The sequence below is a fragment of the Arthrobacter psychrochitiniphilus genome, assembly GCF_003185915.1.
Classification (GTDB): Bacteria; Actinomycetota; Actinomycetes; order Actinomycetales; family Micrococcaceae; genus Specibacter; species Specibacter psychrochitiniphilus.
Genome location: NZ_QHLZ01000003.1, coordinates 284,916 through 305,935 on the forward strand (window position 1 = coordinate 284,916; position 21,020 = coordinate 305,935).

Below are 21,020 nucleotides of genomic sequence, written 5' to 3' on the forward strand. Positions count from 1 at the left end.
ATGACTTATCACGCCGAGGAAAACCGTTATGAATCCATGCCCTACCGCCGAGTTGGGCGCAGTGGGCTGAAATTGCCCGCCATCTCCTTGGGCCTGTGGCACAATTTTGGCGACGACAAGCCGTTCCAGGAGCAGCGCGATATCCTGCGCCGCGCCTTTGACCTGGGTGTCAACCACTTTGACCTGGCCAACAACTATGGTCCGCCAGCGGGCAGTGCCGAGACGAACTTTGGCCGCCACCTGAAGGAGGGCCTGGGCGCGTACCGCGACGAATTGGTCATCTCCACCAAGGCCGGCTATCTCATGTGGCCGGGCCCGTACGGGGAATGGGGCTCACGCAAGTCCCTGCTCTCCAGCCTGGATCAGTCGCTCTCGCGGATGGGCCTTGACTACGTGGACATCTTCTACAGCCACCGCCCCGACCCGGACACCCCCATGGAAGAAACCATGGGCGCCCTTGATTACGCCGTGCGTTCGGGCAAGGCACTGTATGCAGGCATTTCGTCTTACACCCCGGCGCAGACTCTCGAAGCTGCCCGGATCCTGAAGGAAATGGGCACCCCGCTGCTCATTCACCAGCCCTCCTACTCGATGCTGAACCGTTGGACGGAGAACGGCGAGCCGAACCTCTATGAAGCGCTCGAGTCCGTGGGGGCCGGCTCCATTGCCTTCTCGCCTCTGGCCCAGGGCATGTTGACGGATAGGTACCTCCTGGGTGTGCCGGCAGATTCACGCGCCGCCAAGGAGCACTTCCTCTCTCACAATGACCTGACGGAAGAAAAAATGTCCAGAGTGCGCGGACTCAATGATATTGCTGCCGGGCGGGATCAGTCGCTGGCGCAGATGGCCATTGCCTGGATTCTGCGCGAACAAAGCAAGGGCAGTTCGGTCACCTCGGCGCTGGTGGGCGCTTCCAGTGTCAAGCAGTTGGAAAACACCGTTGCCGCCGTTAACAACCTTGACTTCACTGACGAGGAGCTGGCAGCGATCGATGAGTTCGCCGTCGAATCTGATATCAACAGGTGGGCGCAGAAGTAGCAAAATCAGCACGCTTTCCTGGCGAAGGCATGCTTGTGTGACAAATCAACGAGACATTGTTGCCCCGAGGGAACAAAATCGGGGCAACAAGTGTTGACTAGTATGGTTAAGGGCGCCGTTGGGGCGCCAGGTCCGGTCGAAACAGCCGTGCGTCGTGTCTTTATGTCAACCGTGAAGACGTGCGTCGACCCCTCACCGCAAGAAGTGACAGCCGGGCCCGTTTGAGTTTTTATGAAGGAGTTCCGTGTCCAATCATCCTATTCGGGTTGCCATCGTAGGCGTCGGCAACTGTGCCGCGTCCTTGGTGCAGGGTGTCCAGTACTACCAGAACGCTGATGCCAGCGTGAAGGTTCCGGGCCTGATGCACGTTGAGTTCGGCCAGTACCACGTCAATGACGTGCATTTCGTGGCAGCATTTGACGTTGACAGCAAAAAAGTCGGTCTGGATCTCTCTGAGGCCATTGGTGCCAGTGAGAACAACACCATCAAGATTGCCGATGTCCCCCACCTGGACGTTCCTGTCCTGCGCGGGACCACTCTTGATGGTCTGGGTAAGTACTACCGCGAAACGATCGTTGAATCTGACGCCGAAGCGGTTGACGTGGTGGCCGAGCTGAAGGCCTCCAAGGTTGACGTTTTGGTTTGCTACTTGCCGGTTGGCTCTGATGCTGCCGCCAAATTTTATGCACAGTGCGCCATTGACGCTGGCGTAGCTTTTGTCAATGCCCTGCCCGTGTTCATTGCAGGTACCAAGGAGTGGGCCGACAAGTTCACTGCAGCCGGTGTGCCGATTGTTGGCGATGACATCAAGTCCCAGATTGGTGCAACCATCACGCACCGTGTCATGGCTAAGCTCTTCGAAGACCGCGGCGTGGTTCTGGACCGCACCTACCAGCTCAACGTTGGCGGCAACATGGACTTCAAGAACATGCTTGAGCGTGAGCGCCTTGAGTCCAAGAAGATCTCCAAGACCCAAGCTGTCACCTCCAACACCTCGGCTGTGCTCAGTGAAGACGACGTCCACATTGGGCCGTCGGACTACGTAGCGTGGCTCGATGACCGCAAGTGGGCTTTTGTCCGTCTCGAAGGCCGCAACTTCGGTGACGCCCCGGTTTCCCTGGAGTACAAGCTTGAAGTGTGGGACTCTCCCAACTCGGCCGGTGTCATCATCGACGCTATCCGTGCAGCCAAGATCGCTCTGGACCGCGGCATTGGCGGACCGATCCTCTCGGCTTCGAGCTACTTCATGAAGTCCCCGCCGGAGCAGTACGCCGACGACATCGCCCACGAAAAGGTAGAAGCCTTCATCCGAGGCGAAATCTAGCCCCACTACCGACGCTATCTCACCTTTGGTGTGTTTTTTCTAGACGCTATCCCACCAATAGTTGGATAAAACAGAACGCTCTCTCATTGTGAGGGGGCGTTCTGTTTTGGGATCAGCTCAGGGTATCTGTATGCCGCGTAGCTAGGCTTTGCGCTGGCCCGAGGAAAATCCGGATTCGATGGAGGGGTCAGTCCAAGCGGTCCGCAAAGCACGCTTGATAAGGAGCGTTGCGGATTCAAACCCATCGGCCACATCCTCCTGTGTGAACACCAGGACTGTCCAACCAGCGTCTCTGAAAGCTCTGTCCCGCCGCCTGTCGCTGTGGCGCTGGACCTCATCAAGGTGATGGGCGCCGTCGTACTGTAAGGCAATGCGACGATCACGATAGCCGGCATCGGCAGAGGGTGCGTCATCGCGGTCCCAGAGCTTGATCTGCAGATCGGGTTCGGGCAGTCCGGCGTTGATCATGGCCAACCGCAAAAGTGTTTCAGGGCCGGAATCGGAGCCCACCCGCACCAGCTCGAGTGCATCCCTTGCACGGACAATTCCTTGCAAGTTTCGGTGCCTATCAAGTATGGCCCGCAAGGATGCAAGGGTGGCGTAGGGCTCCTCACGGTCCTCAAATATGGCTCGGGGAATGCGCACGAGCTGGTCGCCCATGCACACTAAATCCGCTAGCGAGAGCACCCGTGCCATGTCCAGCCAAGTGCGGGCTCGGGTGCTAAGGCGCAGTTCTCCGTCTAGCTCGGTTTCGTCAGGAAATGCCGTCATCTTGTGTGCATTGATGCCCCTGCGCCGAACCCCTGAAGTATGCCGTGGGCGGCTGATGTGCAGGTCGTTGGAGTCGCCAAGCCAGGGCGGCAAGATGAGCTGGTGCAACCGTGCCGCCGTCGAATGGGAGATCCATGCGCCTGGCGAGGCTGCGCACAGGGCCCGTGCCGCTTCCTTCAACTCGAAATTCCAGCCGAATGGACGGTAGATGCCGTAACTGACGCCTTCCACTTCCTTGCCGCGCAGCCGCTGCCGGGGCAGACCTCGGGACTGCGCCTCACCGACAGTGAATGGGCGCTCAGGGATGAGGGGTGCTGGTTGAGGCTCCATGAATATATTGTGGTCTTGAAACGGAACCTGCGTGCAAAGTTATCCACAGGCGCTCTCCCACTTCTGGTTGGCGAGTAAAAGATGCCAAACAGAAGTGGGAGAGCGTCCCGCTAAAACCACCCATTGGTGGGAGAGCGTCCAGGAGAAATGCACCATTGGTGGGATAGCGTCGGTGGGTGGAGGGTTAGGGGGCGAGCCATAGGGTGGTTTCTGCCGGGATTATTCCCGCCGAAATTCCCGCGCCAGTAGCACCTTCATCCGCTACTACCGACTCGCCGGAACTGATCGCAACCCTGGCAGGCTCGACGCCGGGCGGCAACACTGCGGGCACCGAGGCAAAGTTGGTGAGCACCTCCCAGCCGTTGGGCCGGCGGTAGTGCACCACCCTCTGACTCGGGTGCGCTGAGCCATTCCAGGATCTCCTCGCACTGCAGCTCGCGCCGCAACTTCAGCGCGGCACGGTACATTTCCAGCGTGGAACCCGGCACACCGTCTTGGACGCTGGCTGCTAGCGCGCCGAACCCGGCCGGCTGTGGCAGCCACGGCGTGCCGCCGAAACCGAAGTTTTCCCCGGTGGGCGTCCACGGCAGCGGCACACGGCAACCGTCGCGACCCTTGACCTGGTGGCCCGTACGGAACCAAGTGGGGTCTTGCAACGAGTCATGCGGCAGGTCCGCCACCTCGAACAGTCCCAGTTCCTCACCCTGATACAGGTAGGCGGAGCCGGGCAGCCCCAGCATGAACAGCGTCGCGGCCCTGGCCCGGCGCAAACCGCGCGCCTGATCAGTAACGGGAGTGACGCCGTCGGCCATCAACCACGATTCCAGATCCGCCAGCGTGCTCTCATCCGGCAGGGCGTAGCGGGAAGCATGGCGGATGACGTCGTGGTTGGAGAACACCCAGGTGGAGGAGGCGCCGGAGGCCGCAGCCTCAACGAGGCACTTCTGCGCAATGGCACGGAATTCAACACCGTCGAAGTGCGCCTGCAGAAGGTCAAAGTTGAACGCCTGGCCCAACTCGGTAGGGCGCGCATACTTCAGGCGACGCTCCGTGAACGGGACCCAGGCCTCGGCCACGGCGGCCTTGGGCGGAGTGTATTCGTTGAGTACTGTGCGCCAGCCTTCGAAGATTTCATGCACGGCGTCGCGGTCAAAGAGCGGATCAGAGCCGTCACTGACAAGGATTTCCAGCTCCGGTTTGGACCGTAACGGCAGTGACATATCCTTCGCCAGCCCGTGCGCCACGTCCACACGGAAGCCGTCCACGCCCCGGTCCGCCCAGAAACGCAAGGTGGTGTGGAAGTCCTCACGCACCTCCGGGTGGTCCCAGTTGAAATCGGGCTGCTCGGTGGCGAACAAGTGCAGGTACCACTGGCCCAGCTGGCCGGCATTGGGGCCGGCGGCCTCCACCACACGGGTCCACGCGGGCCCGCCAAAGTGGGAAGGCCAGTCTGACGGCGGCAACTCACCGTTCTCTCCCAACCCGTCAAAGAACTGGTAGCGGGCGCGCTCTGGCGAGCCCGGCGCTGCGGCGAGGGCGGCTTTGAACCATTCGTGATGGTTGGAGGAATGGTTGGGGACCACATCTACTATGACCTTAATATTCGCGGCATGGGCCGCTGAGACCATGGCATCAAAGTCATCCAAGGAGCCGAGCCGGGGATCGACGTTGCGGTAATCATCAACGTCATAGCCGCCATCGGCCAAGGCGGAGGGATAGAACGGGCTGAGCCAGATCGCGTCAATGCCCAATGCCGAAAGGTAGCCCATACGGGCGGTGACACCGGGCAGATCACCCATGCCGTCACCGTTGGCATCAGCGAAGCTGCGCGGATAAATTTGGTACACCGCGGCTTGGCGCCACCAGTTGGCATCGGGGCTGAAGGGGGCGGCATCGGGTGAATTGGGAAAAGTCATTATTTGATGGATCCTCTCATGACGGACGGAGATGTCCCAGCGCTGGGAGAAAACGCAGATCAACAGCAACGGTGCCATATCCATGAGGGAGGAGGCAAAGGCTGGTGTGCTCCAAACCCCGAAGCTGCGGGAGGGTTGGGATGAGAGAGGTGTGAGGGGGAAGCTAGCAGCCTGGCGGGGTGAGGTATTGGTACGTTAGTGCTAAATCGTAGCTTTGGATAGTCTGTGCGGCAGTGTTTTCCCAGCCGTACGCCTCGGCGAACACGGAGGCAGCCCGGCCCATGTCCGCCCGCGTACCGGGGAAGTCGTGAAGCGAGGCGATGGCATCGGCCCACAATTTCGGTGATCTGCCCTCAATAAGTAGCCCTGTGCGCCCATCGCTGACGGCTCGGGGCAGCCCGCCCACATTCGTAGCGATGACAGGGGTGCCACAGGCCTGGGCCTCCAACGCAACCAGGCCAAATGACTCGCTGGAGGAGGGGACCGCCACCACGTCCGCGCTGCGGTACCAATCGGCTAACTCGGCCGCCCCGACGGGAGGGTGGATGGCAGCAACACTGGAGAGTCCGGCGTCGTCAATCATGGTGGGAAGATCATACTTATCATGACCGCTGCGAGCACCCAAAAATGAGATCTGCAGTTCAATGTCCGGACGCTCAGCACGCAGGATGGCGGCCGCCTTGACCAGCACGTGCGGGCCCTTCAAACGCTGCATGCGTCCGGCGAAGACTACATGGAAGCGCTCGGGGGCAATCCCCAGTTCTTGGCGGGAACGGTCGCGGAAGGCTGGTTTGAAAACCTTTAAGTCCACGCCGGGGGACACAATGTCAATGCGCTGTTCACAGCCGTCGTAGTGGCGCTCAAGCTCGGCAGCTTCGGCCGTAGTATTGGCGACCAGGCGCGTGGCCGCAGCCACAATGTGCTGCTCACCGTCCTCACGGATGCCCGGTTCGGCGCTCTGGCCCGGGGGGAGGTAATGGTTCTTGACCCGTGCCATGGTGTGCATGGTATGAACCAGCGGCAGGTCCAGACGCTTGGCCACCAGGATCCCGGCCATTCCCGAAACCCAATAATGTGAATGGATGACGTTGGTGGGCTCCCCCGGGAGGGAAGTGACATGATCGGCGACGGCGTCGGCCATCTCTGTGACCAGCTCCGGCAGAGTCTCCTTTGAGACGTTGGCGAACGGGCCGGCCGTGATGTGGTGAACGCTTACGTGCGGGGCCAGCATCACGGTATCCGGCTGTTCGGCCGTGGTGCGCCGAGTGTAAATATCCACGCTCACCCCTGCTGCTGCCAGCTGAAGCGCCAGATGCCGCACGTACACATTCATCCCGCCAGCGTCCCCGCCACCGGGCTGCTCCAGCGGGGAGGTGTGCAGGGATAGCATCGCGACGCGGCGAACCTGATGCATGTACTTCCTTCTGGCGTGTGTGGCGGATGTGGATACTGTACTCATCTTCCCACTGCCTGCGCGCGGTTCCTAGCGCCGTGCCGCCCGTGAGCTCCATGGCTGAGAGAATGGCGGAAGGGCTGGTTCAGGGCCACACCTCCGACGCCGGCGAGTCACCGCATGCCCGCACCGCCCCTGCCCACTAGACCCGTGGCAACCAAGACCTCCCTGGCATTCCCAGTAGCATCCCAGCTGAGGATGGCAGCATCGAGGCATGAATGCTGCCCATGGTTTCTCCGCCCACTTCAGACGTCCCCAACCGATCAAGCCCACGGCCGGTCAAGAATCGGTGTGGGGCTACCCTCGGCCGCCAAGGGTCGAACCGGTATCGGAGCGTGTTGTTGTGCGTCTTGGTGGTCAGGTGATTGCCGATACCACCGATGCTGTGCGTGTTCTGGAGACGAGCCATCCGCCCGTCTACTACTTGCCGCTGAAGGCGTTCCCGGACGGTGTGCTCCTTCCCGTTGAGGGCACCAGTTTTTGTGAGTTCAAGGGCGAGGCCCACTACTTTGACGTGGTCGCCGGCACATCCCGCGTTCCCCGTGCAGGGTGGACCTACCCGGAGCCCGCTCCGGGCTACGAGGCTCTGTGTACCCGCGTGGCCCTCTACCCCAGTCATATGGATTCCTGCGAGGTAAACGGCGAACAGGTCACCTTCCAAGAAGGAGACTTCTACGGAGGCTGGATCACCCCGCAGATAGTTGGTCCGTTCAAGGGCGGGCTAGGCACCTCCGGCTGGTGAGCTCTTTCTAGAGTTTGCCCCAGACTCACGCGCGTGCGCAGCGGGCCCGGCAGTGTGGCCCAGCTTGTGGGTGCAAGGGGGGCTAAAATGGGTGGGTGAGCTCATCCGTTGTGCCAGTTCCCGCACCGAATCACGGTCTGGAACGGCAAGCCATCATTGACCTGTCCGCGATCGCCAACAATATTCGTCACCTGCGTCAGGCCTGCGCACCGGCCCAATTCATGGCGGTGGTCAAGGCCGACGCCTACGGACACGGCGCCCTCCAAGTGGCCCGCACAGCAGTGGCTGCTGGGGTGCAGTGGCTGGGCACGGCCCACGTTTCAGAGGCGCTGGCACTGCGTGCCGCTGGCTTGACCGTGCCGATTTTGGCTTGGTTGCATACCCCTGACACGGATTTCGCGGCCGCTATTGCACAAAACATTGATCTGGGCTGCTCCGGCTGGGAACTGGAACACATTGTTAGCGCAGCCCGCACGTTGGGGCGGCCCGCACGGATTCACCTAAAGATTGACACGGGTCTGGGCCGTAACGGCAGCACGTTGGCGAACTGGCCGGGATTTGTTGGCGCGGCCATGGCATACCAAGCTGAGGGAGTGCTGCGCGTGGTGGGCGTGTTCAGCCATCTGGCCGTTGCCGATGAACCCGCACGCCCCGAAACGGATCAGCAACTTCAAGGCTTTTGCACCGCCATTGCCATTTTGGAAGCTGCTGGCGCGCAGCTTGAGGTGCGCCACATAGCCAATACTGCGGCCACTCTCTCCCGCCCCGACACACACTTCGATCTGGTCAGGGTGGGTCTGGGCGTGTACGGACTCTCCCCGTTCCCGGACCGCACCTCCGCGCAACTGGGGTTGGAACCGGCCATGACGCTGGCCACCCAGATCGCCTCGTGCAAGGACGTCCCTGCCGGGCAAGGAATCTCCTACGGACTGAATTACGTCACGGCGGAGCCCACCACCTTGGGCCTTATTCCACTGGGCTACGCCGATGGCATCCCCCGGATCGCCACAGGTGGGCCGGTCCGGGTCAACGGGGTGACCTACCCCGTGGTGGGGCGCATTGCCATGGACCAAATGGTTATCGATCTGGGTCCGGGTGCTCGGGACCGCCTCGCCGAGGCGTCAGTTCCGGGCTCTTTACTCGGAGCTACTGCCGAGCTTTTTGGCAACGGGAGCGGTGGCGGACCTCTGGTTGAGCAGTGGGCGGCAGCAGCCGGGACCATCAACTACGAGCTCATTACCCGTATCAGTCCGCGCGTGCCACGGCGCTATGTGGGCGGGGCGGATGAGACTGCAGCCGGAGAGATCGCTACAGCCAGCATCGCCGAGTCAGGGGCGGGCCTGTGAATGCCTGGGAATTTCTCACCAGCGGGCCCGAACAAACCCAGCTACTGGCCGCACACCTTGCCAAACTGTTAAAGGCCGGTGATTTGATCATCCTCAGCGGCGAACTCGGAGCAGGGAAAACCACGTTTACCCAAGGCCTGGGCCGAAGTCTGGGCGTGCGGGAAGGCATCATTTCACCCACCTTCGTCCTGGTACGCATCCACCCGAACCGGCCCGACGGTCACAACCCCGGCGGTCCGGACTTGGTCCACGTGGACGCGTACCGTCTGGCCACGCCGGGCGAGATCGATGACATTGACTTGGAACGGACCATGGATGACTCTGTGACCGTAGTTGAATGGGGGGTGGATAGGGTGGAGCACCTCGCAGCCAGCCGGCTAGAAATTGAACTCGTGCGTGCAGTGGGCGGGGATACGGCTGCTGCATCCGGCATACCGGAAACGTTGGATGCCGACGACGCCAGCGTGGAACTTGATGCGCTGTTCGCCGGCAGTTTCGATGCCGACGAGGACTGCGACGAACCCCGCACCTTGCGCTTGAGCGCCATCGGGCCGCGCTGGGAAGGCATTGACTTCTCCGTGCTCGGCCAGCCCATGACCACAACAGAATAGATGAGAACTACGTGCGAATTCTGACCATTGACACCTCGGCCATTGCCAGCGCCGCCCTCCTCGACTTTGACCCGCAGGACCCGGTCAAGACAGCGGAGTTAGTGGCGAACTTTGCCACGGTTGACACCCGCAGCCAGGCCGAGGAACTGGCGCCCGGGGTGAAGTCCCTGTTCACCGACCCTGTCGCCGAAGGCCCCGCCCTGGACGCGATCATTGTGGGCACGGGGCCTGGCCCCTTCACCGGGCTGCGCTCCGGCATCGCCATGGCCCGCACGCTCAGCTTCACCTGGGGCGTGCCGCTGTACGGGATGATGAGCCTTGACGCGCTGGCTCAGCAAGTTTTTGACACGCCCAAGAAGGACAGCGCCGGACGCGCGCTGGGCCCGTTGGCGATGGATGATTTTGTCATCGCCACGGATGCCCGGCGCAAGGAAGTGTATTGGGCCAAGTACAGTGCCGGTGCTCATTTGCTGGACGGTCCGCATGTGGGGCCGGCCGCCGATATTTTCGGCGTGCCCGTGTTTGGTGCCGGAGCCGGGCTCTATGAGGAGGTCCTGGTTGGCAACCGCTGCACCGTCCATGCGCCCCTCGCCCACGCCCAGCCCACAGCGCTGGAACTGGGCCGGGCCGCTATCCGCAAGATCACCGCCGCCGGTTCGCTGGAGGGTGCGGGTCTGCTCGATTCCACCCCGCTCTACCTGCGCGAATCCGACGCCAAGGTTCCCGGCCCCCGGAAACGGGCACTGTGATGAGGAAAAATACCGGTTCGGATCCGGACAGTTCCCCGGCCGTTCTGCGGGACATGGTGGCTACCGATATTGACGCCATCACGGCCTTGGACAAGATGCTGTTCGGGGTGGATTCCTGGCCGCGGGAGATGTTTGTGGCGGAACTTTCCCAGCCAGAAACCCGGCGGTACATCATCGCGGAGCTGCCATCCGGGGCCGTGCCTGGGGAAAAAATGCGGGCCGCCGGTTATGCCGGGCTGATGTGTGTGCCGCCCATTGGCGATATCCAAACCATCGGGGTGTTGGCCGAATATGAGGGGCGTGGCATTGCACGGGCCATGCTGGATGAGCTGATTGCTGAGGCCGTTCGCCGTGGTGCAGAGGACATTATGCTGGAGGTCAGCTCCACCAACCCGCGCGCCCAAAAGCTGTACGCCCGCTACGGCTTTGAACACATTCACACGCGGCGCAAGTACTACCGTGACGGCTCGGACGGGCTGATTATGCGCCTGCAACTGGCTTCCGGGCACACCGAAAAAACTACTGAGAAGGACCTGTCATGAACCAGGCCAACCCGCTGATCCTGGGTATTGAATCCTCCTGTGACGAGACCGGCGTGGGCCTGGTGCGTGGCACGGAACTGCTCACCAACACGGTCTCCTCCTCGATGGATGAGCACGTGCGCTTTGGTGGGGTCATCCCGGAGATCGCCTCCCGCGCACATCTGGACGCCTTTGTTCCTACCTTGGCTGCGGCCCTTTCCGATGCCGGGGTCACCCTCGAGGAGGTGGACGCGATCGCCGTCACGACCGGGCCCGGCCTGGCCGGTGCGCTCATGGTGGGCGTCAGTGCGGCGAAGGCACTGGCCCTGGCCACCGGCAAACCGCTGTACGCCATCAACCATCTGGTGGCGCATGTGGGTGTGGGCCTGCTGGATAAATCCATCGCAGCCCAGTACGACGGCGGGGCCTTGCCGGAGAATCTTGGCGCCCTTTTGGTTTCCGGCGGACATACCGAGATCCTGCGGGTGCGCAGCATCGCCTCCGATGTGCAACTGCTCGGTGCCACCATTGATGACGCCGCCGGGGAGGCTTTTGATAAGGTGGCCCGGCTGTTGGGGCTGAGCTACCCGGGCGGGCCAGCCATTGATAAGTTGGCGCGGGAAGGCAACGCGAAAGCGATTCGTTTCCCACGCGGGCTGACCATGCCCAAATACATGGGCACGGCGGAGGCTCCAGGCCCACATCGCTACGACTTCTCCTTCTCTGGCCTCAAGACGGCCGTTGCCCGCTGTGTTGAGGGCTACGAAGCCCGCGGGGAGGAAGTGCCAGTGGCTGACATTGCGGCATCGTTCCAGGAAGCTGTGCTGGATGTCATTACCGCCAAGGCCGTGCTGGCCTGCAGGGAACAGGGCGTCACCACCTTGTTGTTGGGTGGTGGAGTGGCCGCAAATTCGCGGCTGCGCGAACTCGCAGGGCAGCGCTGCTTAGCCGCAGGCATCACCCTACTGGTGCCTTCATTGTCACTGTGTACCGACAACGGGGCCATGGTTGCGGCCCTCGGCGCGCAACTGGTCATGAACGGGGTGGCCCCGAGCGATCTAGCCTTCGCTACCGATTCCTCCTTGCCAGTAACCACCATCAGCCTCTAGCCTCTAGCTGTACGGTGCCGGTGAAGTGTTCGCTGCCGGATCACGCGGTAGAGGGCGCCCACCGCAAACATGGCCAGACCCGCCATCACCGCCTGGACAGGCAGTGTAGCAACCAGCAAAACGCAGGCACCGGCTCCTAGTAACTGCAGGAATCGGGGGTAGCGGCGGTCCGTCCCCGTCTGGGTGAATGCTGCCAGATTTGCCACAAGGTAGTACAGCAGCACGCCAAAGGATGAGAAGGCAATGGCGCCGCGCAGATCAGCCACAGCAATGATCACCACCACGGCTACACCCAAGGCCAGCTCGGCGCGGTGTGGCACCTGAAACTTCGGATGCACTGCTGACAACCAGCGCGGCAAGTCATCCTCGCGCGCCATCGCCATAGTAGTGCGGCCCACACCGGCAATCAGCGCCAGCAGCGCACCCAAGGATGCCAATGCGGCACCCACCTGCACCACGGGGGCCGCCCATCCCCAGCTTCCGGCGGCCACGGCGGCGGCCAGCGGCGCGGAGGTGCCGGCCACGCCGTCGGGCCCCAAAGCTACAAGAAGCGTGATTCCAAGGCAGGCGTAAATTGCGGCAGCGATGGCCAGGGAGATCAGGATGGCACGGGGAATAGTGCGCCGAGGATCCCTGACTTCCTCCCCGAGAGTGGCAATCCGGGCGTATCCGGCAAAGGCGAAGAACAACAGCCCAGCCGATTGCAAAATGCCGTACCAGCCGTGAGCCAGTAGTCCGCTGCCGGCCAGGCCTTCGCTGGGCAGCAGCCCGGCACCGCCCTCACCCAAGCCTGTCCACACCGCCGCCACGGCAATGGCCAAGGCCACCAGCACCGTCACCACAATTATTCGGGCCAGCGCCGCGGTACGGGTGATGCCCCGGTAATTCACCGCCACCAACAGGGCCACGGCGGCCATCGCCACCGGACGCTCCCAGCCCGGCGGAGCGGCGTAGGCGGCAAACGTCATGGCCATGGCTGCACTGCTGGCGGTCTTGCCGATCACGAACCCCCAGCCAGCCAGAAAACCGGGCCACGGACCCAGCAGTTTGCGCCCGTACATGTAGGTGCCGCCAGAGGTGGGATAGGTGGCGGCCAGTTGAGCTGATGAGGTGGCATTGCAATAGGCAACGCCAGCGGCCACTGCGAGTCCAATCAGCAGCCCAGAGCCGGCGGCCTGAGCTGCCGGTGTGAAGGCGGCGAAGACCCCTGCACCCATCATCGAACCCAGCCCAATCACCACTGCGTCCATGGTGCCCAGCCTGCGTGAGAGCCCCGGGGTGCCGCTCATATGCTTGATTCCCTTCGTAGCCCAAATACGTCAACTCTGAAGGCTAGTCCACCTGAATGAACAGCGGATGAACGCTCGGTTGGTTTCTGCTTCCGACGATGGAGCCACGTGGGTGGTTGCTAACCGAGCGTTGTGCTTTTAACCCCCGAATGTAACCGAGCGTTGGGGGTGTGTGGTTGGGTTAGTGGGCGGCCGGGAGCGAGAGTTCAAAAGTGGTTCCCTGCGGGCCCGTTGAGGTGACCTCAATGGAACCACCCGCAGCGCTGGCAATCTCCCGGACCAGCGCCAACCCCAACCCAAAGCTGCGCCGCCCACCTTCTAACGGGGTGCTGCTGTGGGCGAAGCGGTCAAACACCCGTTCCGGTTCGATCCCGGTGATCCCGGTGCCGGTGTCAGAAACGGTGAGCACCACGGTGCGCCCCTGCCAGCTGGTGTCCACGGTGATGGTTCCGCCCTCCGGAGTATGATTCATGGCGTTCTCGACCAGCCCAAGGACAGCCCGGCGCAAACTGTTGGGTGCGATGCGGACCAGGGGAGCGCCGTCGTACCGGGCTTGAATCTGCGGGGCTTGATCCCGTGTGGACGGATTATGGATGGATTGGAGGCGGATGCTCCGGGCAGCGGCCAGATCCTGCAGGCTGGCCACCACCGCCTCCACCTCAGGGACAATATCCAAGGGTTCGCCCTGCTCATCTGCTTCTGCCGTGGCGGCGAGCAGCAGCTCCTGGACCGTGGCTGAGAGCGCGGCCGTATCCTGACGTACCTGCGCCAGCAGCCGGGCCGCGTCGCTGCCCGCATCTACCTTGGCCTCTGCCAGCTGGATGCGGGCGTCGAGAATTGTCAGGGGCGTACGCAACTCGTGGCTGGCATCCTGGACAAAATGGCGCTGCAGTTCCAGGGCGCGGCCCAACGGGCGAATAGCGCTGCGGGCGCTCAACCAGCCAATGGCCCCCGCTGCCACAATCCCGGCAACCCCCGCGACGGCCATGGCCTGAAGCATGTCGTCGGTTTCCACGTAGACCCGCGTGGCAGTGTCGGCGGCATGGAAATCCGGGTGATCGGAAAGATAAAGCATGAACAGTGCCGCGGCAACCATGACGGCCACCACCAAGAGTGCAATGGCGGCGGCAATGCGCAGACCCACCGTCACGGCGGCGCGGCGCAGCTGGGGCGAATCGGCAGCGGAAAGGGCTGATGGTGGGCGCAGACGGTGGCGCCGCACGGAGAGTCTCATGTGCCCTCGCCAATCTGATAACCCAGGCCGTGAACGGTGCGGACCGCGGACTTGGAGACCTTCTTGCGCAGGTAGTGCACGTAGGTGTCGATGACGCTTTGGGAATCGTCGGGATGGAACAGCTCCGCCAACAATTCCTGGCGGGTAAATACCTTATCCGGGTTGCCAGCCAGCAGGGCAAGGAAGTCACTTTCCTTGCCGCTGAGTCCCACCACCTCGCCGTAGCTTGAACGCAAGGAACGGGTAGCGGGATCGAAAAGCCAGTCACCCACGGCCAACTGCCCGGTGGAGGGCGCGAAGCTGCGGGTCACGGCACGCAGCCGCGCCCGGAGCTCACCCGCGTCAAAGGGTTTACTCATGTAGTCGTTAGCTCCGGCGTCGAGCCCTGCTATTTTCTCCACCGTGCTGCCCCGCGCCGTCAAAATGATGGCCGGGGTGCCCACCCCTTTGCTGCGCAGCGCAGCCACCAGATCAATTCCATCCATACCAGGCAGCCCCCGGTCAACGACCATGGCGTCCCAGTGCCCGGTGAGGGCCAGATGGAGACCTCGCTGCCCGTCGGCGGCGATGTGGACGTGGTACTCCTGGGCTAGCAGTTCGGCGATCAGCGGGCCCAGAACTGGGTCATCTTCCACCAGCAGGAGCCGGGGCAATTCTTCCATGTCCATACTGGATGTTATCCGTTGGTGGGGGTTTCCGGCAGGGCATCCTCCAGGGGCCCTGCTACTTCGGTGCTGGCTACAGCGGTGCCTGCTGCCTTGCGTGCAGCGTGGCGCTTGGCCAGCATGCTGATGGCGGCGGGCAGCACCGAGGCCAGGACTAGGGCAATGGCGATGACGTCAATGTTCCGGGCAATGATCTCGTAGTGGCCAAGCCACGTGCCAAGTAAAGTGATGGAACCGGCCCAGCCCACGGCACCGGCGATGTTCCACAGAGTAAATTTCCGGTAGTTGTAATTCGCCACCCCTGCCACCAGTGGGGCGTAGGTCCGGACCACGGGCACAAAACGGGCCAGAACAATGGCCCAGCCGCCACGTTTGGCAAAGAACTCTTCCGTCTCCACCAGATACTTGCTTTTGAGAATGCGGGCGTCATCCTTGAACCAGCGCCGCCCAAACTTGCGCCCCAGCATGTAGCCCACTTGGTCTCCAGACACGGCCGCAAGCACCACCACTCCTATCAGAACAGGCAAGGACAAATTGAGCTGCTGATGCAGCAGGCCCGCGGTGAAGAGCAGTGAGTCTCCTGGCAGGAAGGGGAACAGCAGCCCTGATTCAATGAAAACCATCAAGGCTACGACGGCGAGCGTGGCCGGGCCCAACCCAGCCAGCAGTGAGGCCGGATCCATAACGGAGAATAGCCCAGTGGGATGCAGGCCTTGGGGGAGCGCGCCATCAAAAAGAGAAACGGCTAGCGGCAATGACAACAAAATAGTGCCTCGATCAGGAGTTCGGGCGGGTGGAATGCGGGGAAGCCGCTGAATTAATAGTAGACCCGGGAACAAGCCGCGGCAGGAACCGGTTCCAGATCCCTACGAACAGCAGCACGCCGGCGCTCGCAGCAAGGAATGATGCGAGCACATCTGTGGGGTAGTGGACACCCACGTAAATCCGTGACCAAGCCACCACCAAGGGAACAAGAACAGCGCATAGTGCAGCCACACGCGCCCACAGGGTTCGCGACCAAGGGCTTCGCAGCAGGAGGAAACAGAACGCCCACGCTAGTCCGACTGCCAGCGCTACGTGCCCGCTGGGGAAGCTGTTGGAGCCGGTTTCCGGTGCCAAAGGATCAAAAAGCAGGGCGGGGTTTGGCCGTTGCCGTTCAACTATGACCTTGAAAAACTGGCTCGAAAGCCACCCTGAGGCAGCCACACCACCAAAGGCAAGGGCATCGATGGGGGCTCGGCGCACCAGTAACAGGAGCAAAAAAACCAGTGCGATTATCAGCACTCCGCCAACCGGCGAAAACGCTATATTCAGGATCATGGCGACGGCGGTGAGGAAGCCCGTGTGGCTGCGGCTCAGCTCCTGATCGATCCCGAACTCTTCAGAGCTAAAACTGGGAGTGGCAACGACGAAGAAGCCCAAGGCGAGTACGGAAACTGAGAGGAACAGCACCCACAATCCCCACAGGCGCGGCTGCGGCAATATGGCCAGATACGTACGGGGCGTGAGCCAGACACTGACTCGTTCTGGGCTCATCCCGACTGAACGTCCTGTCATGGCAATCTACGGTTCATAGCGGATAGAAGCATAGTTCTATTCTTGTCCGTGGGTTCCAAGAATTTACTAAGAACCGGCCCACCACCAAGACGCTCTCCCACCTCCGGGGCGTTAACCACAGACGCTATCGCAGCAATGGCTGGAATTTCGCGAACGATATCGCAATCCCCTGATGAGGAGTGCGATAAGGTTCGGCAAAAGTTGACCGTTGCTGCGATAGCGTCGTGAAATACGGCCCATAGATGGGAGAGCGTCTGGAGGGCGGGCGGCTAGGGCTGCGTGAACTTCAACACCAGGGTCCGCGACTCTGGGCGAAGGGCGAACTCCGGCCACACATCAGGACCGCAAGCACGCGAACCGAGCCCGTGCTGGGCGGCATCCAAGTACAGATGACTGTGGGTCTGGGCCGGGAGTTCATGCGGGTGGTTGGCAGCAGCAATTTGCTGGGCTGTGTGCCGTGAGAGTGTGAACCCTGGCAGCCGTCCTGCGGAGTCGGGCTCGGCATCAATGCGCAGCCACGGAGTCCCGTTGCGCGAAAGTTCAAGCCAGCGCACGTCGCTGTGATGCCCGGTTTCCTGCGGGCGGGCGTAAGGGACGTTGAGCTCTTCCAAGCTGCCGCTGTGCCGGCCCACCACTGTGGCCTGCATGCTGTCAGGGTAGGATTCGCGTGGGCCAGCACCAAACCAGGTGGCGCCGTCCACGTCCGCCGGCAGATCCAACCGGACACCAATGCGTGGCCACACCGTGTCCCAGCCAGCGCTGGGGGTGATATCCAGACGCAGCCACAGCTCATCCCCGCAACGCTGCCAGTTCTCCTCCACGGCCACATTGTTGAAACCGTCGGCGGCCGCATAGCGGGTGCGCACGCGAACCCCGTCTGGCAGGGCAGAGACGTTCTCCACCCGCCGGGTCAACCTGTCCAAACCGGCCTGCAACCACACCGTCTCAGACGATGGCGCCGGCACGCCCCGGCCGCTATTAAGCCACGGATCCTCCGGGCCGTAGATGCCAAAACCTGCACCCTTGTCATTGTCCGTGGGTGCCCTGAAAAGCTCGAGACGGGGACCGGTAACACCCAGGCCTGCCAGCGCAACGAGAGAGCCGGACTGGAACGTTGCAGCACCCACAGTGACGGGAGCCGTGCCAGCCACGGGGTTGGTGGGGCGGGGCGCCCGCGAGGGGCTCTGGCGTGCTGAAAGATCCAGCTGGGTTGCCGAGAGCGAGTGCCCGGCGGGTGCCCATTCGGTAGCCTCTGCCAGCACCGCCTCCACGGTCAGCCAGCTTTCCCCGTGCGGTGCGGGCGCCGCGGCGAGCGTAAAGGTGGCAGATTCCCCGGCGATCAGCGGGCCGTTGGCACCGTCCGCAGCCAATTCACCGGAGCCGGCCAGAACGCCGTCGTGCTCCACCCGCCAGCGCAGTACGATATCCGCCGCATCCGCTGTGTGCCGCAGGTTCGCCACCGTCAGCACCGGAACCCCGCCATCCGGGGCCCCGCCGGAAAACACAAGGGAGAGCCGGATGGGGGAGACGATCTGCTTGTATTCGTACAATGCGGGGGTGGGTGTGGAATCGGAGAGGATCATGCCGTCCATGACGAAGTTCCCGTCATGGATCACCTCGCCGAAATCGCCTCCGTAGGCGTAAAACTCAGTGCCAGTGCCAGTGCCAGTGCCAGTTTTGGTTTTGGTGCGGATGCCGTGATCGCGCCACTCCCACACGAAACCACCGTGCAGGCGTGGGTATTTATCCACGAGCGCCTCATACTGGTCCATGGCGCCAGGGCCGTTGCCCATGGCGTGGACGTACTCGCACAGCAGGAATGGCTTGGTGCGTTGCCGGGCCGATTCCACGGCGTTGCAGCCCAGCAGCAGTGCGTTGGAATCGTTGCTGCCAATGGAATCCGTCTCCGGGATGGAGGAGTACATGCGCGAGTACACATCCGTGTAAGCGCCGGTGTAGTCACCTTCGTAGTGGACCGGACGGGAGGCGTCACGGGCGTGCGTCCAGGCCGCCATGGCTGCCAGGTTCGCGCCCGTGCCGGATTCGTTGCCCAGGGACCACATGATGATGGAGGGGTGGTTTTTGTCCCGCTCCACGGTGCGCTCCATCCGGTCCACAAACGCATCACGCCAGGCGGGGACGTCGCTGGGATTTTCCACCCAGTTGTTGGCATGGAAGCCGTGAGTTTCCAGATCACATTCCAGGATCACCCAGAAACCCATCTCGTCCGCCAAATCCAGCAGGCGCGGGTGCGGCGGGTAGTGGCTGGTGCGGATCGCGTTGACGTTGAAACGCTTCATCAGGGCCAGGTCTTCGCGGGCATCGGCTTCATTAAACACGCGGCCGCGGTCAGGGTGAGTCTCGTGGCGGTTCATGCCATGGAACACCACGCGGCGCCCGTTCACCAGGAACTGATCGCCCACAATCTCCACGGTCCGGAACCCCAGTGAGAGCTCAATGCTTTCCGCCGCGTTGGAGACCGTTGCCCCATAGAGTGTGGGTACTTCCGCAGACCACGGGTTCACGTTCTCCACGGTGAGCGGCACGACGTCGGAGGGTGACTCCCAGCGCACCTCCAATCCCAGCTCGGGCACCGTGAGCGTCACAGGGTAGGCGCCCGGATCTGCTGTGATTTCTGCCGTAATTGTGCCGGTGCCGGTGCCGGCGGCTGGGATGGCGGCTCCTGTTGTGGAGGACGCTGAGCCGCAGTGCCAGTCAGTGCGCAGCCACACATCGGTGAGCCCGCCAGCGGGACGGGCCTGCAGGCTCACGTCACGGAAGATCCCCGGCATCCACCACTGATCCTGGTCCTCCAAATAGCTGGCGGCGGACCACTGGTGCACGCGGACCACCAGCACGTTGGTGCCGGGGCGCACTGCGGCGGTGACGTCGAACTCCTGGGCGAGCCGGCTGCCCGAGCCCACCCCAATTTCCTGCCCGTTCACCCACACCTTGTACCGCGATTCCACGCCGTCAAAGCGCAAGGAAAGTGCCGCCGTCGTACTTTCACACCAGGCAGAGGGGACCTCGAAGCGCCGGCGGTAGTCTCCGGTGGGGTTGGCGTCGGGGACGTGGGGCGGGTCGATGGGGAAGGGGTATTGGACGTTGGTGTAGATGGGCAGGCCGTATTTGCCCTCGTGGCCAAGCACCCAGTGGGAGGGGACTGCCATGGTGTCCCAGGCGGCGTCGTCATACGATTCGCCGGCCATACCTTCCACGGTTTCGCCACTGGGCAGGGCGGATGCGCCGGGAGTTCCGGGAGCCGCGGCCAGGAGGCGGAAACGCCAGTCCCCGTTCAGGGACAGGGTGGGTGCGTCGCTGTGCAGCCAGGAACGGGCGGGCACGCGCAGCCCGGTGCCGGGGCCCTGATCGGTGATGTAGGAGACGTCGGCCGCGGCCGTGGGGGTGAGGGTCATGAGTTTACTGATCCTTTGCTAAGGCCGCCGTGCCCAAAACGCTGCAGGGCCATCGTGGCAAGGAAAGTGATGGGCAGCGGCCGGATGGGGATTGAAGAAAAGCTACCACAAATATTGAGTGCTCACTCGAATTTCGTTGCAGGCGGGTAAAAACGTGCACTAGGCTGACTCATCATGACCACAAACCCAGTTGTAAAGTCCGCCAAACGTGGTCCTTATGCCAAGTCGAAACAGCGCAAAGAGAGCATCGTCAAGGCGGCCCATGAGGTTTTTGCCGCACATGGTTACCGGGGCGGATCCCTCCAGGACGTCGCCGACAAAGTGGGTATGAGCCAGACCAGCCTGCTGCATTACTTCCCGGCCAAGAGCGATCTGCTGCTGGCGGTTCTGGACTGGCGGGACCGCATTTCGGGGTCGGGGTCCGGGCAGGGGTCCGTGTCGGTGCCCGGCTCGGGCTCCACAGAAGGGTTGGGTGAGGCGCGTGAGCCCGAAGAGGCACTGGTGGACGCCGTGATTCGCCAGGCCAGTTTCAATGAAACCATCCCCGGCGTCATTGAGCTGTATACGGTCCTGTGCGCAGAGTCCCTCACAGAAAACCACCCGGGGCTTGGCTATTTCACGGAGCGTTACGAGAGGTTGCGCGGGGGCTATGCCCGAAAGTTCTCAGTGCTCGCAGGACAGGGGCGGCTACGGGACGGCGTGGACCCGGCGCGGGCGGCTGCGAATCTTATTGCGCTCTGGGACGGCATCCAGACCCAATGGCTGATGGCGCCCGAAAGCATAGACATGGCGGCCTGCCTGCGCGACTACCTGCAGTTGGTGGTCCTGCCGGAAGGCTAACCTCAAGCCCGGACGCTCTGTCACCTTTGGGGCATTATTCCCGGACGCTAGCGCAACAATGGCCCAGTTTTTACGATCGCTATTCCAAATCGCGGTCAGGGCCGGGATA

General features: G+C 62.5%; 17 protein-coding genes and 1 pseudogene. 9 read left to right on the forward strand and 9 right to left on the reverse strand.

The annotated features are described in order from the left end of the window. Both mgrA and CVS29_RS06920 read left to right on the forward strand, forming a co-directional pair. Complete coding sequence (gene mgrA / locus CVS29_RS06915; RefSeq protein WP_110105588.1) at window positions 1-1,038, forward strand: L-glyceraldehyde 3-phosphate reductase; 1,038 nt, start codon at window positions 1-3, stop codon at window positions 1,036-1,038. A gap of 244 nt (window positions 1,039-1,282) precedes the next feature. Continuing rightward, entirely contained in the window at window positions 1,283-2,362 is a 1,080-nt protein-coding gene (locus tag CVS29_RS06920) for an inositol-3-phosphate synthase (RefSeq protein WP_110105589.1), read from the forward strand. 141 nt (window positions 2,363-2,503) lie between these two features. On the opposite strand, the gene CVS29_RS06925 is transcribed toward CVS29_RS06920, so the two are convergent. The 3 genes and pseudogenes from CVS29_RS06925 to mshA form a co-directional block, all read right to left on the reverse strand. Further along, window positions 2,504-3,463, reverse strand: coding sequence for a DUF559 domain-containing protein (locus CVS29_RS06925; RefSeq protein ID WP_110105590.1), 960 nt, complete (start codon window positions 3,461-3,463; stop codon window positions 2,504-2,506). A gap of 184 nt (window positions 3,464-3,647) precedes the next feature. After that, window positions 3,648-5,379 (reverse strand): annotated as a pseudogene (locus CVS29_RS06930) (glycoside hydrolase family 13 protein). A gap of 163 nt (window positions 5,380-5,542) precedes the next feature. Next, on the reverse strand, window positions 5,543-6,793 hold the full coding sequence (gene mshA / locus CVS29_RS06935; protein WP_110105591.1) for a D-inositol-3-phosphate glycosyltransferase: 1,251 nt from the start codon (window positions 6,791-6,793) through the stop codon (window positions 5,543-5,545). A 253-nt stretch (window positions 6,794-7,046) separates the two neighbouring features. On the opposite strand from mshA, the gene CVS29_RS06940 reads away from it, so the two are divergent. The 6 genes from CVS29_RS06940 to tsaD all read left to right on the forward strand — a co-directional run bounded on the left by CVS29_RS06940 (window position 7,047) and on the right by tsaD (window position 11,910). After that, complete coding sequence (locus CVS29_RS06940) at window positions 7,047-7,574, forward strand: DUF427 domain-containing protein (protein ID WP_110105592.1); 528 nt, start codon at window positions 7,047-7,049, stop codon at window positions 7,572-7,574. A gap of 95 nt (window positions 7,575-7,669) precedes the next feature. Further along, a complete protein-coding gene (gene alr, locus CVS29_RS06945) occupies window positions 7,670-8,920 on the forward strand; it encodes an alanine racemase (RefSeq protein ID WP_110105593.1) in 1,251 nt (416 codons plus the stop codon). Beyond that, complete coding sequence (tsaE, locus tag CVS29_RS06950) at window positions 8,917-9,531, forward strand: tRNA (adenosine(37)-N6)-threonylcarbamoyltransferase complex ATPase subunit type 1 TsaE (protein ID WP_110105594.1); 615 nt, start codon at window positions 8,917-8,919, stop codon at window positions 9,529-9,531. The genes alr and tsaE overlap by 4 nt, the downstream gene beginning before the upstream one ends. A gap of 11 nt (window positions 9,532-9,542) precedes the next feature. Continuing rightward, window positions 9,543-10,280 carry a tRNA (adenosine(37)-N6)-threonylcarbamoyltransferase complex dimerization subunit type 1 TsaB gene (gene tsaB / locus CVS29_RS06955; RefSeq protein ID WP_110105595.1) on the forward strand — a complete coding sequence of 246 codons (738 nt, stop codon included), beginning with the start codon at window positions 9,543-9,545 and terminating at the stop codon, window positions 10,278-10,280. Further along, window positions 10,280-10,822: a ribosomal protein S18-alanine N-acetyltransferase gene (gene rimI, locus CVS29_RS06960; RefSeq protein ID WP_110105596.1), complete on the forward strand. Its 543-nt coding sequence runs from the start codon at window positions 10,280-10,282 to the stop codon at window positions 10,820-10,822. The genes tsaB and rimI overlap by 1 nt, the downstream gene beginning before the upstream one ends. Next, entirely contained in the window at window positions 10,819-11,910 is a 1,092-nt protein-coding gene (tsaD, locus tag CVS29_RS06965; RefSeq protein WP_110105597.1) for a tRNA (adenosine(37)-N6)-threonylcarbamoyltransferase complex transferase subunit TsaD, read from the forward strand. The genes rimI and tsaD overlap by 4 nt, the downstream gene beginning before the upstream one ends. On the opposite strand, the gene CVS29_RS06970 is transcribed toward tsaD, so the two are convergent. From CVS29_RS06970 to CVS29_RS06995, 6 genes are all read right to left on the reverse strand, one after another. Then, a complete protein-coding gene (locus CVS29_RS06970; protein WP_110105598.1) occupies window positions 11,907-13,199 on the reverse strand; it encodes an APC family permease in 1,293 nt (430 codons plus the stop codon). The genes tsaD and CVS29_RS06970 overlap by 4 nt on opposite strands. 181 nt (window positions 13,200-13,380) lie before the next feature. Then, on the reverse strand, window positions 13,381-14,433 hold the full coding sequence (locus CVS29_RS06975) for a sensor histidine kinase (protein ID WP_110105599.1): 1,053 nt from the start codon (window positions 14,431-14,433) through the stop codon (window positions 13,381-13,383). Beyond that, the gene (locus CVS29_RS06980) at window positions 14,430-15,095 is read right to left on the reverse strand and encodes a response regulator transcription factor (RefSeq protein WP_245932097.1); all 666 of its coding nucleotides are present in this window, start codon (window positions 15,093-15,095) and stop codon (window positions 14,430-14,432) included. Before CVS29_RS06980 ends, CVS29_RS06975 begins: the two co-directional genes overlap by 4 nt. 14 nt (window positions 15,096-15,109) lie before the next feature. Next, a complete protein-coding gene (locus tag CVS29_RS06985) occupies window positions 15,110-15,859 on the reverse strand; it encodes a DedA family protein (protein ID WP_245932098.1) in 750 nt (249 codons plus the stop codon). A gap of 16 nt (window positions 15,860-15,875) precedes the next feature. Then, entirely contained in the window at window positions 15,876-16,655 is a 780-nt protein-coding gene (locus tag CVS29_RS06990) for a phosphatase PAP2 family protein (protein WP_245932099.1), read from the reverse strand. Window positions 16,656-16,924: 269 nt separating this feature from the next. Beyond that, window positions 16,925-20,071, reverse strand: a complete 3,147-nt coding sequence (locus CVS29_RS06995; protein WP_110105602.1) for a glycoside hydrolase family 2 TIM barrel-domain containing protein — start codon at window positions 20,069-20,071, stop codon at window positions 16,925-16,927. Window positions 20,072-20,245: 174 nt separating this feature from the next. Between CVS29_RS06995 and CVS29_RS07000 the strand changes: the two genes are divergently transcribed. Then, on the forward strand, window positions 20,246-20,911 hold the full coding sequence (locus CVS29_RS07000; protein ID WP_110105603.1) for a TetR/AcrR family transcriptional regulator: 666 nt from the start codon (window positions 20,246-20,248) through the stop codon (window positions 20,909-20,911). Window positions 20,912-21,020: the final 109 nt, after the last annotated feature.

Bases quoted from the DNA above. Each gene is read 5' to 3' on its own strand.
- CVS29_RS06970 (WP_110105598.1), bottom strand. From the start codon at position 13,199: ATGAGCGGCACCCCGGGGCTCTCACGCAGGCTGGGCACCATGGACGCA.
- CVS29_RS06980 (WP_245932097.1), bottom strand. From the start codon at position 15,095: ATGGAAGAATTGCCCCGGCTCCTGCTGGTGGAAGATGACCCAGTTCTG.
- mshA (WP_110105591.1), bottom strand. From the start codon at position 6,793: ATGCATCAGGTTCGCCGCGTCGCGATGCTATCCCTGCACACCTCCCCG.
- CVS29_RS06925 (WP_110105590.1), bottom strand. From the start codon at position 3,463: ATGGAGCCTCAACCAGCACCCCTCATCCCTGAGCGCCCATTCACTGTC.
- CVS29_RS06975 (WP_110105599.1), bottom strand. From the start codon at position 14,433: ATGAGACTCTCCGTGCGGCGCCACCGTCTGCGCCCACCATCAGCCCTT.
- CVS29_RS07000 (WP_110105603.1), top strand. From the start codon at position 20,246: ATGACCACAAACCCAGTTGTAAAGTCCGCCAAACGTGGTCCTTATGCC.
- tsaD (WP_110105597.1), top strand. From the start codon at position 10,819: ATGAACCAGGCCAACCCGCTGATCCTGGGTATTGAATCCTCCTGTGAC.
- CVS29_RS06995 (WP_110105602.1), bottom strand. From the start codon at position 20,071: ATGACCCTCACCCCCACGGCCGCGGCCGACGTCTCCTACATCACCGAT.
- mgrA (WP_110105588.1), top strand. From the start codon at position 1: ATGACTTATCACGCCGAGGAAAACCGTTATGAATCCATGCCCTACCGC.
- rimI (WP_110105596.1), top strand. From the start codon at position 10,280: ATGAGGAAAAATACCGGTTCGGATCCGGACAGTTCCCCGGCCGTTCTG.
- CVS29_RS06940 (WP_110105592.1), top strand. From the start codon at position 7,047: ATGAATGCTGCCCATGGTTTCTCCGCCCACTTCAGACGTCCCCAACCG.
- CVS29_RS06990 (WP_245932099.1), bottom strand. From the start codon at position 16,655: ATGACAGGACGTTCAGTCGGGATGAGCCCAGAACGAGTCAGTGTCTGG.